The organism is Enterococcus durans NBRC 100479 = LMG 10746, from assembly GCF_001544215.1.
Taxonomy (GTDB): Bacteria; Bacillota; Bacilli; order Lactobacillales; family Enterococcaceae; genus Enterococcus_B; species Enterococcus_B durans.
Genome location: NZ_BCQB01000056.1, coordinates 1 through 15,231 on the forward strand (window position 1 = coordinate 1; position 15,231 = coordinate 15,231).

At 39.1% G+C, this 15,231-nt stretch carries 15 protein-coding genes and 1 pseudogene; 5 read left to right on the forward strand and 11 right to left on the reverse strand.

Features of this window, described 5'->3' with window-relative positions:
• Positions 1-57 precede the first annotated feature (57 nt).
• The 9 genes from ED2_RS12165 to lysA are packed head-to-tail and all read right to left on the reverse strand — an operon-like array spanning position 58 to position 9,013.
• Complete coding sequence (locus ED2_RS12165) at positions 58-1,221, reverse strand: pyridoxal phosphate-dependent aminotransferase (protein ID WP_016177873.1); 1,164 nt, start codon at positions 1,219-1,221, stop codon at positions 58-60.
• A 27-nt stretch (positions 1,222-1,248) separates the two neighbouring features.
• A complete protein-coding gene (locus tag ED2_RS12170; protein ID WP_005879036.1) occupies positions 1,249-2,349 on the reverse strand; it encodes a M20 family metallopeptidase in 1,101 nt (366 codons plus the stop codon).
• A complete protein-coding gene (locus ED2_RS12175) occupies positions 2,309-3,658 on the reverse strand; it encodes an aspartate kinase (RefSeq protein ID WP_005879037.1) in 1,350 nt (449 codons plus the stop codon). Before ED2_RS12175 ends, ED2_RS12170 begins: the two co-directional genes overlap by 41 nt.
• A complete protein-coding gene (locus ED2_RS12180; RefSeq protein ID WP_005879038.1) occupies positions 3,655-4,656 on the reverse strand; it encodes an aspartate-semialdehyde dehydrogenase in 1,002 nt (333 codons plus the stop codon). The genes ED2_RS12175 and ED2_RS12180 overlap by 4 nt, the downstream gene beginning before the upstream one ends.
• 14 nt (positions 4,657-4,670) lie before the next feature.
• Positions 4,671-5,366, reverse strand: coding sequence for a 2,3,4,5-tetrahydropyridine-2,6-dicarboxylate N-acetyltransferase (gene dapD, locus ED2_RS12185; protein ID WP_005879039.1), 696 nt, complete (start codon positions 5,364-5,366; stop codon positions 4,671-4,673).
• 16 nt (positions 5,367-5,382) lie between these two features.
• Entirely contained in the window at positions 5,383-6,087 is a 705-nt protein-coding gene (gene dapB / locus ED2_RS12190) for a 4-hydroxy-tetrahydrodipicolinate reductase (RefSeq protein ID WP_005879040.1), read from the reverse strand.
• Positions 6,084-6,965, reverse strand: coding sequence for a 4-hydroxy-tetrahydrodipicolinate synthase (gene dapA, locus ED2_RS12195; protein ID WP_005879041.1), 882 nt, complete (start codon positions 6,963-6,965; stop codon positions 6,084-6,086). The genes dapB and dapA overlap by 4 nt, the downstream gene beginning before the upstream one ends.
• Positions 6,966-7,769: a diaminopimelate epimerase gene (gene dapF, locus ED2_RS12200; RefSeq protein ID WP_016177872.1), complete on the reverse strand. Its 804-nt coding sequence runs from the start codon at positions 7,767-7,769 to the stop codon at positions 6,966-6,968.
• Positions 7,766-9,013, reverse strand: coding sequence for a diaminopimelate decarboxylase (gene lysA, locus ED2_RS12205; RefSeq protein ID WP_016177871.1), 1,248 nt, complete (start codon positions 9,011-9,013; stop codon positions 7,766-7,768). Before lysA ends, dapF begins: the two co-directional genes overlap by 4 nt.
• A gap of 374 nt (positions 9,014-9,387) precedes the next feature.
• Here lysA and ED2_RS16455 point away from each other — a divergent pair.
• Positions 9,388-9,507: pseudogene (locus ED2_RS16455) on the forward strand (DUF3788 family protein); the annotation flags it as partial.
• Between the two features lie 105 nt (positions 9,508-9,612).
• Here the strand turns inward: ED2_RS16455 and trhA are convergent.
• Both trhA and efp read right to left on the reverse strand, forming a co-directional pair.
• Complete coding sequence (trhA, locus tag ED2_RS12210) at positions 9,613-10,251, reverse strand: PAQR family membrane homeostasis protein TrhA (protein ID WP_005879044.1); 639 nt, start codon at positions 10,249-10,251, stop codon at positions 9,613-9,615.
• A 548-nt stretch (positions 10,252-10,799) separates the two neighbouring features.
• Positions 10,800-11,363 (reverse strand): elongation factor P, encoded by a 564-nt coding sequence (gene efp / locus ED2_RS12215; protein WP_005879045.1) that lies wholly within the window; start codon positions 11,361-11,363, stop codon positions 10,800-10,802.
• 366 nt (positions 11,364-11,729) lie between these two features.
• Between efp and ED2_RS12220 the strand changes: the two genes are divergently transcribed.
• The 4 genes from ED2_RS12220 to ED2_RS12235 all read left to right on the forward strand — a co-directional run bounded on the left by ED2_RS12220 (position 11,730) and on the right by ED2_RS12235 (position 15,205).
• The gene (locus ED2_RS12220; protein ID WP_016177870.1) at positions 11,730-12,647 is read left to right on the forward strand and encodes a PLP-dependent cysteine synthase family protein; all 918 of its coding nucleotides are present in this window, start codon (positions 11,730-11,732) and stop codon (positions 12,645-12,647) included.
• 66 nt (positions 12,648-12,713) lie between these two features.
• Positions 12,714-13,862, forward strand: a complete 1,149-nt coding sequence (locus ED2_RS12225) for a cystathionine gamma-synthase (RefSeq protein ID WP_016177869.1) — start codon at positions 12,714-12,716, stop codon at positions 13,860-13,862.
• Positions 13,863-13,994: 132 nt separating this feature from the next.
• A complete protein-coding gene (locus ED2_RS12230; protein WP_005879048.1) occupies positions 13,995-14,453 on the forward strand; it encodes an S-ribosylhomocysteine lyase in 459 nt (152 codons plus the stop codon).
• A 281-nt stretch (positions 14,454-14,734) separates the two neighbouring features.
• Positions 14,735-15,205, forward strand: a complete 471-nt coding sequence (locus ED2_RS12235; protein ID WP_016177868.1) for a glutathione peroxidase — start codon at positions 14,735-14,737, stop codon at positions 15,203-15,205.
• Positions 15,206-15,231: the final 26 nt, after the last annotated feature.

The window sequence follows — 15,231 nt, forward strand, 5'->3', positions numbered from 1 at the left end:
CGAGAGTCTGTGGCAAAACTGATTTTTACTTTTGTCCCACGCTCTTTACTTGGTAGATTATTTACCTAAAAAAGTACGGATACGGCGGCAAGCTTCTTCTAGTTGAGCCATACTGCTGGCGTAAGAAATCCGGATAAAACCTTCTCCTTCTGGACCAAATGCAGAACCTGGAATACAAGCCACTTTCCCTTTTTCTGCCAATTGCAAACAAAAATCCCAAGAATTAAGCGTAATTGTTTCTGGCAACTTGCAAAATAAGTAAAATGCACCATCTGGTTGTGAAATATGAAACCCTAACGGAGTCAGTTCTTTTAAAAGATAATCTCTTCTCTCTACGTAGCGTTCTTTCATTTTTGCCCCGTCATTCATTCCTGCTGTTAAGGCTTCAACCGCTGCTTTTTGCGAATTTGTTGTAGCAGAAGTAACAAGGTATTGATGGACTTTGATGATTTCGTCGATCAAATATTTTTGAGCGAAGATGAAACCAATCCGCCAACCAGTCATCGCATGAGATTTAGATAGCCCATTGATGACGATAGTCTGTTCTGGTAGATACGTCGCCATAGAAACATGGTCACTCACATAATTCAATTCTGAATACACTTCATCACTAATGACAAATACGGGATGTTGTTTGATTACTTCAGCTAGTTTGATCATTTGTTCCGCAGATAATAATGTTCCTGTTGGATTACTGGGGTAATTCAAAATGATTGCTTTGATCGACTCACCATAAGTTTCAAATGCTGCCTCTAAATGTTCCGGTTGGCAGATAAAACCTGTTTCTGACGTATCTAAGGTGATCAATTCCGCTCCTGCTAGATCGACCATTGGTTTATATCCTGGATAAGCCGGTGCTGGTATCAACACCTTATCGCCTTCTTCTAAGACGGCTAACAAGGAAGCTGCGATTGCTTCAGTAGCTCCCACAGTCGTCAATACTTCTGTTTGGGGATCATAGTCCAAACCGTAACGTTTTTTCTGAAATGCACAAGCTGCTTCACAAAGTTCTGGCAGTCCTCTCATTCCAGTGTAGTGTGAATAATTTTCTTCAATTGCAGTGATACCGGCTTGTTTCACATGTTCGGGTGTAGAAAAATCCGGTTCACCTAAAGTCAGTTTGATGATACCAGGGATCGAAGAAATTTGTTGATCGAAATTTCTGATTTTTGAAATTTCCACGGTCTTAAGTCGCGGATTAAAGCGGTTGGTCATATTCATTTGGTTCTCTCCTCTTTGTCGCTGTTGCTACTTGGTCAATAGTTCCTTTGTTTCAAGAATCGTTTGATACCAAGCCACACCTTTTTCTAAAACTGCCATATTGAAATCAAACTGAGCATCATGAAGTGCTGGTGTATCTCCTACCCCTAGAAAGAAAAACACACAAGGGTATTTTTCGGTATATACACCAAAATCTTCTGCCTGTAAAACTGGCTTCTCAAGCTCATGCAATTTTTCTGAATGGGCTAATGCTGCATACAATTTTGCATCATTGTTAACAGCTGGATATCCATCATTATAACGGAAATGGATTGCCACATTTGATTTTTTTTGAAAATTTTCGGCTAAATCAGCTAATTGATCTTTTAAAAAGCGTTGTGTTTTTCGACTGTAAGAACGGATACTTCCAGAAATGACCACTTCATTTGCAAGCACATTACGGATGGTTCCACCGGTTATTTGTCCGAATTTCAGCAAATGATAGAGATCCGCAGGCAAGCTCTGATCAAAATCATACACTTCTTTCATGAAACGTACGGCATTTTCAATACTATCGATGCCCTTCTCACTGGAAGCAATATGTGCGGACTTTCCTTTGATGATAATATCTGTTTCACTGCTTTGAGCCATGAAAGCACCTGCTCGTGAATACACTTCTCCTTCTGGTAATCCCGGCCATAGATGAAAGCCAAAGATTGCTTTGACTTGATAATGATCCAGTAACCCAGTTTGAATCACACTTTCTGCTCCCCCTGAAATTTCTTCTGAAGGTTGGAAAATCAATACAACGTTGTACAATAATTCATCCACATGTTGTGAGACATATTCTGTTAACCCCAATAACATTGCCATATGTCCATCATGCCCACATGCATGCATGAATCCTTCATGCGTCGAAGCAAATGGCAGATCCGTTTCTTCTTTGATGGGTAATGCGTCGATATCTGTACGAAAGGCAATCGTTTCTTGTTGATGATTGTCAAAATAAAGCAGCAATCCTGTTTCTCCAATTTCATGGAGCACACCTCCGCTATTTTTGACCTGTTCGTACAGATATTTTTTTGTTTTGAATTCATGAAAACCGATTTCAGGAATTTGATGTAATGCCATCCGATGTTTCGCTAACATGAGCAGTCACCATCCCTTCATAAATTCCTTTTACCACTGTTTCATACTGATCGTTGGCTACTCCAATGATCAGGTTCAATTCCTGTGCCCCTTGCGATAAAATCGATGTGCGGATACCCAGTTGATTCAAGATTGATAATACTTTCCCTGATAATCCGATCAACTCTTTATGCGGTCCTCCGACAACGGAAATCAAAGCCAATTCATCAATGATTTCGATTTCTTCTACCCCTAATTTTTCTTTTAGTTCTTTTGTGATCAAAAACAATTTATCGGCGATTGCTTCAGCAGACACAACAACACCGATATTATCGATTCCAGATGGGATATGCTCAATCGAGATACCATAGTTGGCAAAGATACTCATCGCCTTCCAGATAAAGCCGATTTCATCTGACATATGTCTCTTGAATAGAGTAATCGAAAGAAAATCTTTACGTCCTGCAATCCCTGTCAGCCCATTTTCTTTCTCTACTTCATGGTTGGATATCCTTGTTCCTTTGGCTTCTGGTTCATTGGTGTTTTTGATTTGGATCGGAATATCTGCTTCCTGAACTGGAAAAACAGCTGCTTCATGTAAGACGTTTGCTCCCATATACGCCATTTCTCTTAATTCTCTAAAAGAAATTTCTTCAATGACTTTCGGAGAATCGATGATTCGCGGATCTGCCATCATGATTCCCGAGACGTCTGTCCAATTCTCATAGCTTTCAGCATTCAATGCTTTAGCCAACACAGCTCCTGTGATATCACTTCCGCCACGTCCCAATAGTTTTTCTTTTCCAAATGGATTTGCCCCATAAAAACCTGGAACCACTAGGGTCGTTTGCTGTTCATAAAATGAACGAACTGCCTGAGTCGTTTTTTCGTAGTCGATTTCTCCTTCATAATCAAAGAAGATCACTTCTTTTGCATCCACAAATGTGTAATGGAGATATTCTGCCATTAGCTGTGCTGTCAGATACTCTCCACGACTAACCAGATAATCTTGAGAAACTTTTTCATTCTGCAACCTTGTCTGGATCGCAGACAACTCTTTTTCAATCGGAAAAGTCAACTCTAATAGATCTCTTACCTGAATAAAACGATCACAGATTCGTTTCCAAAGTGGCGTCCAATCCACATCATGTTGGAGATACGCATGGATCAAATACAATAGATCAGTTACTTTGTCATCTTCATTCGTTCGCTTCCCTAAAGCAGAAACCACGATTACTTCTCTTTTTGGATCAGATAGAATGATTGATTTTACTTTTCTAAATTGTTCTTCGTTGGACATCGACGAACCACCAAATTTAGCTACTTTCATTCCTGCCCCTCCGTCATTTCCGTTAGCAGTGCTTTAGCAATCTGAACAGCATTCGCAGCTGCACCTTTTCGGATGTTATCGGCTACGGTATAAAGAAGAAGGCCATTTTCTGATGCCATATCCTGACGTATTCTCCCCACATAGACCTCATCTGTCCCTTTCGCTAAAATGCTTGTGGGATAACGGTGAGCGGGTAAATCATCAATGACTTTTATACCCGAAAAATTCTGTAGGCATTGGCGAACTTCAGCAAGTGTAAAGTCTTTTTCTAGTTCAACCGCAATCGAAACACCATGTCCTGTTTCAATAGGCACCCGCACACAGGTAGCTGAAACTGGAAGATCCGGTTGGTGTAGGATTTTTCGGGTTTCATTGATCATTTTCTGTTCTTCTTTGGTATATCCATTTTCTAACGCCACATCAATTTCTGGCAGAGCAGTTTGACTAATGTCATAAGGATAAAGAAGAGGTTCTTCTCCTTTTTGTGTCCGATGTAAATCTTCGATCCCTTTTTGACCAGAACCTGACACTGCTTGATAAGTCGAATAGTTCACTCGCGTAATACCAAACGTTTGTTGTAGTGCTTTTAAAGGTAGAACAGATTGGATCGTTGAACAATTGGGATTAGCAATCAACTTGTTCAAGCGATGATCTTCTAAGTTTACTTCCGGTACGATCAATGGGATCTCTGGGTCTTCTCGCCAAGCTGAAGAATTATCTATTACGACCAACCCTTGTTCTCGTGCAATGGGACCAAAAGTTTGAGAAACTCCTGCTCCAGCTGAAAATAGCGCTAAACCATACCCTTCAAATGAAGTCTTAGTCAGTTCTTCGACTGTATATTCTTTTCCCTTAAATACACAGACTTTTCCTGCAGAACGTTTCGAAGCTAACAGCTTGAGACGTCCTACCGGAAAATCATATTCTTCTAAAACTTTCAACATTGTTTGGCCGACTAGACCAGTCGCTCCAACTACACAGGTATCTATTTTGCGCATGTTTCTCATCCTTTCTATAACTCACGTAGTGCATCGATTAATGCAGTATTTTCTCTAGTTTTGTCGTCTTTGATTTTCAATACACGAGCAGGTGTTCCTCCAACGACCGTATCTGGTTCTACGTCTTCTAATACAACTGCTCCGGCAGCTACCACCGCATTTTTGCCGATTCGAACACCTTCGACGACCACTGCGTTTGCTCCTACAAGTACGCCATCTTCCACAATGACTGGTTGAGCTGAAGCTGGTTCGATCACCCCAGCTAAAACAGCTCCAGCACCGATATGACAGTTTTTTCCAACGATTGCTCGGCCTCCTAGTATTGCTCCCATATCGATCATTGTCTTTTCGCCAATCTCTGCCCCGATGTTTATAACAGCTCCCATCATGATCACCGCATGATCACCAATGGTCACCTGATCTCTAATGATCGCCCCTGGCTCAATACGGGCATTGATCGTTTTACTATCTAGCAATGGGACTGCACTATTTCGGGCAGTCTGTTCAATCTCGATTTCGAGGATTTTATCTGCCTCTTTTTCTAAGACTGGAGCAATTTCATCATAATCACCAAATACGATTTGACTGTTTCCTTGTCCGAATACCTTCGCTTGACCAAAAGTGATTGGTTCTGTCACATTTAAAAATACCTTCACGGGTGTTTTTTTCTCCGCAGTTTGAATAAAACGAATAATCTCCTGAGCATCCATTTTCTGATCCACTCCCTTACACTAACATATCTTTCAATTGATACCATCCTGCTGGTTGATCCTTCAACCAAATTGCTGCATTTACCGCTCCATCGGCAAAAATACGATTTGAAAAAGCCTCATGTTTGATACTCAATACTTCATCAGTCGTAGCAAATAATACTTCATGTTCACCAGGTAATGAGCCCACGCGGATACTATGGACGCCGATTTCATCGTCATTTCTTGGCTGTTTTTCCCAACTATAGACTGGGGTAAGCTTTCTCACTTCTTGGATGCTTTCGATCAGTGTCTTTGCAGTACCAGAGGGAGCATCTTTTTTTTGACTATGGTGTTTTTCGATCAACTCGATCTGCCAGTTCTTTAACGCCGCTGTTGCTTGTTGGACTAGCTGATTCATGACTAAAACACCTAAAGAAAAATTCGAACTATATAAAACAGGAATATCTTGCCCTGCTTGCTGGATTTTTTGAAACTGTTCCGAGCTATACCCGGTTGTGCCAATCACTAACGGAAGCTTTTTTTGCAGGCTATAGGTAAGCAGCTTCTCTAGGTTGTCTGGATGAGAGAAGTCAATCATGATTTCCGGTTCTTCAGTAAATACGAACGCTTCTGTTTCAATTAATGAAGAAGTAAGTGTTACGGCTTCATCTCCGTAAGTTTGAACGACTTCTTGGATTCTTTTTCCCATTTTGCCATCCCCGATGACCCCGATTTTCATTCTTTCTCACTTCCTTTCACTTTTAGTAATCGTGCAAGCTGTTCCTTTTTTTCTTCTGCCAAAGAAACAAGCGGCAAGCGTAAAGGACCTGCTGGTAATCCGAGTATCTCCATTGCTGCTTTTACAGGGATCGGATTTGTTTCACTGAATAACGCATGGATCAATGGCAACGCTTCTAATTGGATTGCTTGAGCTTTTTCAATATTTCCATTGTTAAAGGCACTGACCAGATCATGGACTTGCTTAGGCTTTATATTTGCCCACACACTGATGACTCCACTTCCCCCTACACTTAACACAGGTAAGATCATATCGTCATTTCCGCTATATAGTACAAAGGTTTCGTTCAATAGTCGGGCGACAGCCATTACATATGAAATATCGCCAGACGCTTCTTTGATCCCAATGATTTTTGGATGTTTTGCTAACCTTTCTAAAACTTGGATGGGGATCGTCATTCCCGTTCTGGAAGGTACATTGTATAAGATGATTGGAACTGGAGATCGATCTGCAATCGCAGTAAAATGAGCAAGTAAGCCATCATCACTTGTTTTGTTGTAGTAAGGAGTAATCACTAAGACTTGATCCGCCCCTAGTTCGGCAAAGCGGTTCACACGTTCAATCGTTTTTTTTGTTGCATTTGTTCCAGCTCCTGCGATCACAGGAACTTTGCCATTGACTTTCTCAACTGTGAACCGTAGAATCTCCTCTTCCTCCTCTGAAGAAAGTGTCGAGGATTCGCCCGTTGTGCCTAATACAAGTAAAGCATCCGTTTTTTCTGAAAGATGAAATGTAATTAGTCTTTCCAACCCATCGTAATCAACTTCACCCTGTTCATCCATTGGCGTAATCAGCGCCACGATTGATCCTTCTATCACTTAATTTTCCTCCCATTCTCTTGACCATTCCCGAACAGCTGGCCCCTTCATCTTGATCTGCTTCTCTCCTGAAATAATTAAATCGCCTAGTTCCAAGTGGACTGTCGCCTTGGGCTCAGAAAGATAACCATGATCTTTTGCTACTACATAAGCTGCACAACAACCTGTGCCACACGCAAGTGTCCAACCAACGCCCCGTTCGTAGGTACGTACAATCAGTTCCTCGTTATTCAAAACTTGGACAAAGTTGACGTTCGTTTTCTCTTTGAATAAAGGATGATGACAAATTTGCTCTCCTACATCACGTGTCAACTCTGCTAGTGCATCTTCAACAAATACTACAGTATGGATCGTCCCCATAAATAAACTGGTGATCTTGATACCTTTTTGGTGAATCGTCAACTCTTGATCAATGATTGGTTCTTCCTGTTCCACCGCTAATTTATCCGTTGAATAATCTGGGCTGCCAATCATTGCTTCACAATAAAAAGGATCCTGATTTAAAATTTCGACTTTGATGATCCCCGCTAATGTGTGTACATCGAACTGTGATGCTTGAATGATACCTTGGTCGCGAACATAACGCGAGAAGCAACGGATACCATTCCCACACATAGGCGCACGACTACCGTCTTTATTGTAATAAATCATTTCAAGCGGTTCAGTTTTCACGGCAATCAATCCATCTGTATCGAAATTTTCTTTGCCACACAATTGGATAGCTAATTGGCTATAGTCAGTGACACCATCGTAATCAAGCAGAATAAAATCATTGCCGCAACCATTATATTTGTAGATCATCATAACACTTCACTCCTTAACAAATCTGTGTAGGATTGTCTGCGCACCACGATCTTCGATACACCGTCTTTGACAAACACCACTGCTGGAGTAAGTGCTCTATTGTAATTGCTACTCATGGAGTAACCATAAGCGCCTGTTGCATAAACAGCTAGAATATCGCCTGATTCTGCCACAGGTAAATAGGTTTCTTGGATCACTACATCCCCAGATTCACACATTTTTCCGGCAACTGTTACCTTTTCGCTTTTTTCAGACTGCAACTTTGTGGCAAGATCACAGGTATATTCAGCTTGATAAAGTGCTGGGCGGATATTGTCTGTCATCCCGCCATCGACAAAATAGTATTTTTTATGCGGTGTTTCTTTGATAAATCCAACAGTATATAGCGTCGTCCCTGCCTCACCCACAATACTTCTTCCGGGCTCGATCATCAGTTGCTGAATGGTTTGTCCTTGTTTTTTCAACGCCTCTTCTGTATAACTGACTAACTCCTGTACTGATTTTTCGATCGGTAATGGTGCATCATTTTCTGTATAACGTATGCCAAATCCACCACCAAGATTCAATGAAAGAACGTCATCAAAATCCTGTAAATAACTAACCAGTTTATCGATTTCAGCTAACCATGCAGACATTTCAAAAATTTGAGAACCGATATGTGCATGGAACCCTTCCAAGAGAAGCTGTTCACTGTCTTGAATGATGTTCAATGCCTTTTGGCAAGCTTCACTTTCATACAGCATACCGAATTTAGAATCGATATGAGCAGTCACAATGTATTCATGGGTGTGAGCTTCGATCCCAACATTTAGCCGGATCATGACATGGATTTTTTTGTTGTATTCTTGGCTTAAAGCATCTAATAACTCCACTTCCATTTCATTGTCCGCAATGAAATGATTGAGTCCATTCTCTATAGCAAAACGCAATTCATCTGGTGTTTTATTATTTCCATGAAAATAAATCTCTTCTACTGGAAACTCCGCTCGTAATGCCGTATAGGTTTCACCGCCGCTGACTACATCTAGGCCTAAATCATATTTTTCAATCAGTTTTAACATCTCAACTGTTTGGAATGCTTTTGACGCATATAATATCTTGGTCTTAAAATGATCTGATTGAAACCCTTGCTTAAACGCCTTTATTGTATCTTCCAATTTTTTCTCATCATACACATAAAGGGGGGTCTGATATTTTGCCACTAATTGACTTACAGGAATTTCACCGATCATTAATTCTGACATGCAAGATTACCTCTTTTCAAAAATGATTTTTTTCTCATCAAATTGGAATTAACTTTGATTGAGATTTAAATTTTATTTGAATAATTTTAAACAAAATTTTCTGAATTGTCTAGTATATTCTGAAATATTTTCAGGAAAAATCATCAATCATTCGTTTTTTTTGTATATTTACAAAGCTATAGAAAAAATCAATAGAAAACAATGTATATGCTCATTTGATTTTACATTTTTATACACAAAAAAGAGTTCGAGACAAAAGTCGTTTAGATTTGAGAAATTGAAAAAAAGAAACGAACAATACGTTTTTTGTATTGTTCGTTTCTTTTTAAATTTCCGAAAAGCCTGACTTTTGGACGCCGTTTATTTGAGAGAGGTTGGGACAGAAGTGTTTAACTCCGAGAAATAAGAAGAAATGAACGAAAATTGCTTTTCAAATTTTTGTGAATTTCGGCTTATTTCCGAAGGAGTTGCTTCTGCTCCCGCCGTTTACTCGAGAGTCTGTAGCAAACCTGATTGTTAGATTTGTCCCACATTCTTTCATTCTATTCTTCATTTTCTTTTAACCGTTTATGTCATTTCACTGAGTATCCAAGAGATTTTTAGCCAAAATATAACGCTAAAAACATCAACGATGCGCCCAACATAACGAATAGATGCCAAATGACATGTGTGAATTTTTTACTCTTCATACTATAAAAAATGGAACCAACCGAATAAGCCAAACCACCAGCCACTAAAAGTAACAATCCAGTCAAATTGATCGATTGATATAATTTAGGGAGAACGATCACGATCCCCCATCCCATGACATTATAAATAATCGTGGATAGTTTAGACACCTGGCTTGCCTTAGTCAATGTCAAACATTTATAAATGATCCCGACCACTGCCGTTGCCCAGATGACACTAAGCAGTAAGACACCCGAGAGACCTTGGACGATCAACAGGCAAAATGGCGTGTAGGTGCCAGCAATCAATAAGTAGATCGAACAGTGATCAAAGACTTGGAATACTTTTTTAGCCTTTGTAAAAATCAAACTATGAAAAAGTGTCGATGAAAAAAAGAGTAGAAAAAGGGAACTCCCATAGATGATAAATGCGACATAATCGAGTGTCGTGTGTGCTCGTTCCATCAAAAGATCAAAACAAACGATACTCATTAGTGCCGCAATCCCATGTGTGACAGCATTCAATACTTCATTCACGATATGATACTTCCGACTAAATCCTATTTCCATTCCGTATTTCCTCCAATCAAACCAGTTCTCTATTCTGTAATTCCATTATATACTGTTTATAAAAACTTTTACATCTAGTTTTCAATACTATATTAAATCTTAAACATTAAAATTGCAATCATAAACGCTTCCATTTTAAATTATTACTCAAATAAATAAAACAGTGATTCCATAAAGACTATTTTTCCTATTCGTGGAATATTTTCTTTTGGTCCGCGATTGATCCTCCCTATTTAGTCAATAAGAATACCACTAGATGTATCGAATAACCACTCCACAAAAGATCTATTTGAAAAAGGCCCTCTTAATTGAGCTAATGAGAAAAGGAGTTTATGGATCGAGCGGATTTTTCTTTAGTATTGTTTCTCCACTCTACCGAGAGATTTCGCTCATCAAAATATATTGTCGATTTTAGCGACAAAAAAATTTTAGAATGATCCTCCACCCAACGATTCTAGAGCTATCCCCTTACGGAATCACAAAAAAATAAGGACTTTTGATGAGTTCCATCCTTGGATACCATCAAAAGCCCTGATTTTAGTTAAAAATTATTTTGACGCACGTTTCAAATATGTGCCTTCTGCTGTATTGATTTCAAGTAGTTCATCTACTTCGACGAAATCAGGAACGTTGACAACTAGACCTGTTTCCATTGTAGCTGGTTTACCTGAACCAGTAACAGTAGCACCTTTGATTGAAGGTTGTGTTTCAACGACACGCAACACAACAGTTGTTGGCAATTGAACACCAATCACTTCACTACCGAAGAATTGAATTTTAACTTCCATATTTTCTAGGATATATTTCATTTCTTCTTCTACAGTTTCAACTGGAATTTCATATTGTTCATATGTTTCAAGATCCATGAAGAATGCTGTATCGTCCATTGTGTATAAATATTGGACAGCCTTCGTGTCGATGTGTGCTTTTTCAAATTTTTCTTCTGGTCTAAAAGTCGTATCGTAAGTTGCTCCTGAACGAACGTCTTTTAATTTCATACGCATGACTGTATTTCCTTTACCAGGTTTGTGGTGGCTTGCGTCTAAAACTTTAATTAGTTTGCCGTCTTGAACAAATGTCATTCCGGCTCTTAAATCACTTGCTGAGATCATTATTTTTGCTCCTTCTTATCTTAATCATAATCAACTTTATTGTATCAGACAACTGGCCATAAAACTAGGAAATTATCTCTTTTTAAGGTTTAGTCTTTGACTTTCGATTTTTTTCATGCTATTTTTAACTCAATTCTTTTTTGGAGGGAACGAACATGACTATCAGCAATCATAAAGAATTGAATCGTTGCTGTTGTATGGTGCTTAAAAGCAGCATATTATTCGTCATGTCTATTGATAGCCCTTCATATAGTTGAGTATCTCTATTTAAATTTATCCTTTAATGGACACTCATCTGATGATTTTTCAAGGAGCTGATTTAATAGTCAGCTCCTTTTTTATTTTATATTTTTTTAGGAGGATCTCATGATTATTACAACGGTTACAGATGCGATTGGTTCAACGCCCATTTTTAAATTCACTGAAAAAGATTATCCCATGCCTAAAGATTCAGTGATCTATGCCAAATTAGAAAATTTAAATCCTGGAGGAAGTATCAAAGATCGCTTAGGAAAGTATCTAATTACAACTGGCGTAAAAAAAGGGAAAATCACAAAAAATACGACCATTATCGAACCCACTGCCGGCAACACCGGTATTGGTCTCGCAATTGCCGCATTGAGCTACCAGTTAAAAACGATTTTTGTCGTTCCAGAAAAATTCAGTCTTGAGAAACAGCAATTGATGAAAGCACTAGGCGCTACCATCATTCATACACCGAGCGAGTTAGGCATTCTGGGTGCAATTGAAAAAAGCAAGGAGTTAGCACAAGCGATACCTGACAGTTATCTTCCTTTACAATTTGAAAATCCTGATAACCCTGCTGCATATTACCATACGCTAGGTCCAGAAATTCTTCAGGAATTAGGAGATCAACTCACTAGTTTTGTTGCTGGTATCGGAAGTGGCGGAACTTTTGCAGGAACAGCCAGCTATTTGAAGGAACAGATTCCTGCCATTCAATTAATTGGCGTTGAACCTGAGGGCTCCATTTTAAACGGTGGGAAACCACACGCTCATGCAATTGAAGGGATCGGGGTAGAGTTCACTCCACCTTTTCTTGCAACACTTCCGATTACTCGCTTTGAAACGATTTCTGACAAAGAGGGGTTCGACTATACCAGACAGTTAGCTGAAAAAAATGGCTTGTTAGTTGGCAGTTCCAGTGGTGCTGCTTTTGCTGCTGCTTTACATGAGGTCCAACGTTTACCAGAGAAAAGTACGGTTGTAACGATTTTTCCAGACACAGCTGATCGTTATCTATCTAAGGGAATCTATGAATAAAAACATGCTTTTTTAGATTAACTTATTATCAAATAAAAGAATCATACACTTTAGGAGGAAATAACCATGCACATTCAAACAAAAATGATTCACGGTGGAATTAGCGAAGATCCAACTACTGGAGCAGTCAGTGTTCCCATCTATCAAACCTCGACTTACCGTCAAAACGGTGTGGGCAAACCCAAACACTATGAGTATTCTCGTTCAGGTAATCCAACTCGGTTTGCTTTAGAAGAACTGATTGCTGATTTAGAAGGCGGAGTAAAAGGCTTTGCTTTTGCTTCCGGCTTAGCCGGTATCCATGCCGTATTTTCCCTTTTCCAAGCTGGTGATCATCTCTTATTAGGGGATGATGTCTATGGTGGAACATTCCGCTTGTTTGACAAAGTCCTCACCAAAAATGGCTTAGAGTATACGATCATCGATACCAGTGATTTAACTCAAATCGAAAATGCTATCCAACCAAATACTAAAGCTTTATACCTAGAGTCACCAAGTAATCCATTGTTAAAAATCACTGACCTTGAAAAAAGTGCTGAGATTGCCAGAAAACATCATTTACTTACAATCGTTGATAATACCTTTGCCACACCTTATTTCCAGAAACCTCTTGATTTAGGTGCAGATATTGTTTTACACAGCGGTACAAAATATTTAGGTGGGCATAGTGATGTCGTTGCTGGTCTTGTCACTACCAATAATGAAGAATTAGCTGACTCCATCGCTTTTTACCAAAATGCAATAGGTGGTGTGTTAGGCCCACAAGATAGTTGGCTACTGCAACGGGGAATCAAAACATTAGGCGTACGTATGGAAGAACATCAAAAAAATGCCTTTCGTGTAGCTGAATTTTTAGCAAACCACCCTAAAGTAGAAAAAGTCTATTATCCTGGTTTAGCTACTCATCCAAATCACACACTTGCACAAGCACAAATGAGTGGATTTAGTGGGATGGTTTCCTTTACATTAAAACAAGATGAAGAAGCAATTCCCTTCGTAGAAGCATTACAATTATTTATCCTAGGTGAAAGCTTGGGAGGCGTTGAAAGTCTCGTCGAAATTCCTTCCGTTATGACCCATGCGTCTGTTCCCAAAGAAAAACGGGAAGCAGCAGGAATCAAAGACGGCTTGATCCGATTGTCAGTAGGTATCGAATATGGGGAAGATCTTTTAGATGATTTGACCCAAGCGTTCGAACCCTTAATAAAAAGATAAAAATCATTTCAGATTACTACACCTTAAAAGAAATAAGTGTTAGAATCTATATGAATAGCAGCTTGATTATGGAATGTTCACTATTTTCTTCCATAAACAGCTAGTATGAACAATAGTTAGGGGTAATCACACATGAGAATGAACGTTGAAAGTTTTAATCTTGACCACACAAAAGTAAAAGCACCTTATATCCGAGTTGCTGACCGTAAAACGGGAGAACATGGGGATGTTATCATTAAATATGATGTCCGTTTCAAACAACCAAACAAAGAACACATGGACATGCCAAGTCTACATTCTTTAGAACATTTAACAGCAGAATTGATTCGTAACCATGCGGACTATATTGTTGACTGGTCTCCAATGGGATGCCAAACAGGGTTTTATCTAACTGTTTTAAACCATGAAAGTTATGATGATATTTTAGATATCTTAGAAAAAACGATGAACGACGTACTAGAAGCAACGGAAGTCCCAGCAAGTAATGAAACACAATGTGGCTGGGCTGCTAGTCACACATTAGAAGGCGCGCAAGCATTAGCACGCGAATTCTTAGCAAAACGTGACGAATGGTCTGAAGTAGAAGCTTAAACACCCTGTTTTAGACAAAAATGTGTCTGGATAATTCACTATATTCGAGCTATTCAAACACTTGATTGAATAAACGGACTAGCTATTTAATCAAAATAAGCGTATGATTTGAGCACAATCAATTTATGTATTCTAAGAGATTATGTAAGACTATTTTGCTCTGAAAAAGCCGGACGATCTGAAGATACTTTTCAATATTTTCGAGATTGTCTGGCTTTTTTTAATCATTTCATGAAGCAAGAAATCATAATACTTTGGAAATACCTTAGGAGGAATTACTGATGAACATTTATGACTTTACCGCCACACTAGAAAATGGCACAAGCTATTCATTAGATAAATACAAAGGTCACCCGATGATCATTGTCAATACAGCTACGAAATGCGGATTAGCACCACAATTCAAACAATTAGAAGAACTTTACGAACAATATCAATCTAAAGGTTTGATCATTTTGGGATTTCCATCGAATCAATTCAAACAAGAAGTTGACGATGCAAGTGACGCCGCTGAAGCTTGTCGCACCACATACGGAGTTACCTTCCCGATGCACCAACTGACTGAAGTCAATGGGTCGCATACCGATCCACTTTTTGCTTATCTAAAAGAAAACGCGTCTGGCACACTAACAAATGCAATCAAATGGAATTTCGCTAAATTTTTAGTAGATAAAAATGGCGAGGTCGTTGAACGTTTCTCCCCACAAACTTCTCCCACAAAAATGGTCGATGCGATTGAAGCAGTTTTATAGAAAAACAAAAAAGCAGATGAACTTTC

Coding starts and splice junctions, on each gene's coding strand:
- ED2_RS12175 (WP_005879037.1), bottom strand. CDS start 3,658: ATGAAAGTAGCTAAATTTGGTGGTTCGTCGATGTCCAACGAAGAACAA.
- efp (WP_005879045.1), bottom strand. CDS start 11,363: ATGATCTCAGCAAGTGATTTAAGAGCCGGAATGACATTTGTTCAAGAC.
- ED2_RS12220 (WP_016177870.1), top strand. CDS start 11,730: ATGATTATTACAACGGTTACAGATGCGATTGGTTCAACGCCCATTTTT.
- trhA (WP_005879044.1), bottom strand. CDS start 10,251: ATGGAAATAGGATTTAGTCGGAAGTATCATATCGTGAATGAAGTATTG.
- ED2_RS12225 (WP_016177869.1), top strand. CDS start 12,714: ATGCACATTCAAACAAAAATGATTCACGGTGGAATTAGCGAAGATCCA.
- dapD (WP_005879039.1), bottom strand. CDS start 5,366: ATGGATGCTCAGGAGATTATTCGTTTTATTCAAACTGCGGAGAAAAAA.
- dapB (WP_005879040.1), bottom strand. CDS start 6,087: ATGAAAATCGGGGTCATCGGGGATGGCAAAATGGGAAAAAGAATCCAA.
- dapF (WP_016177872.1), bottom strand. CDS start 7,769: ATGATGATCTACAAATATAATGGTTGCGGCAATGATTTTATTCTGCTT.
- ED2_RS12165 (WP_016177873.1), bottom strand. CDS start 1,221: ATGAATATGACCAACCGCTTTAATCCGCGACTTAAGACCGTGGAAATT.
- lysA (WP_016177871.1), bottom strand. CDS start 9,013: ATGTCAGAATTAATGATCGGTGAAATTCCTGTAAGTCAATTAGTGGCA.
- ED2_RS12180 (WP_005879038.1), bottom strand. CDS start 4,656: ATGCGCAAAATAGATACCTGTGTAGTTGGAGCGACTGGTCTAGTCGGC.
- ED2_RS12170 (WP_005879036.1), bottom strand. CDS start 2,349: ATGTTAGCGAAACATCGGATGGCATTACATCAAATTCCTGAAATCGGT.
- ED2_RS12235 (WP_016177868.1), top strand. CDS start 14,735: ATGAACATTTATGACTTTACCGCCACACTAGAAAATGGCACAAGCTAT.
- ED2_RS12230 (WP_005879048.1), top strand. CDS start 13,995: ATGAGAATGAACGTTGAAAGTTTTAATCTTGACCACACAAAAGTAAAA.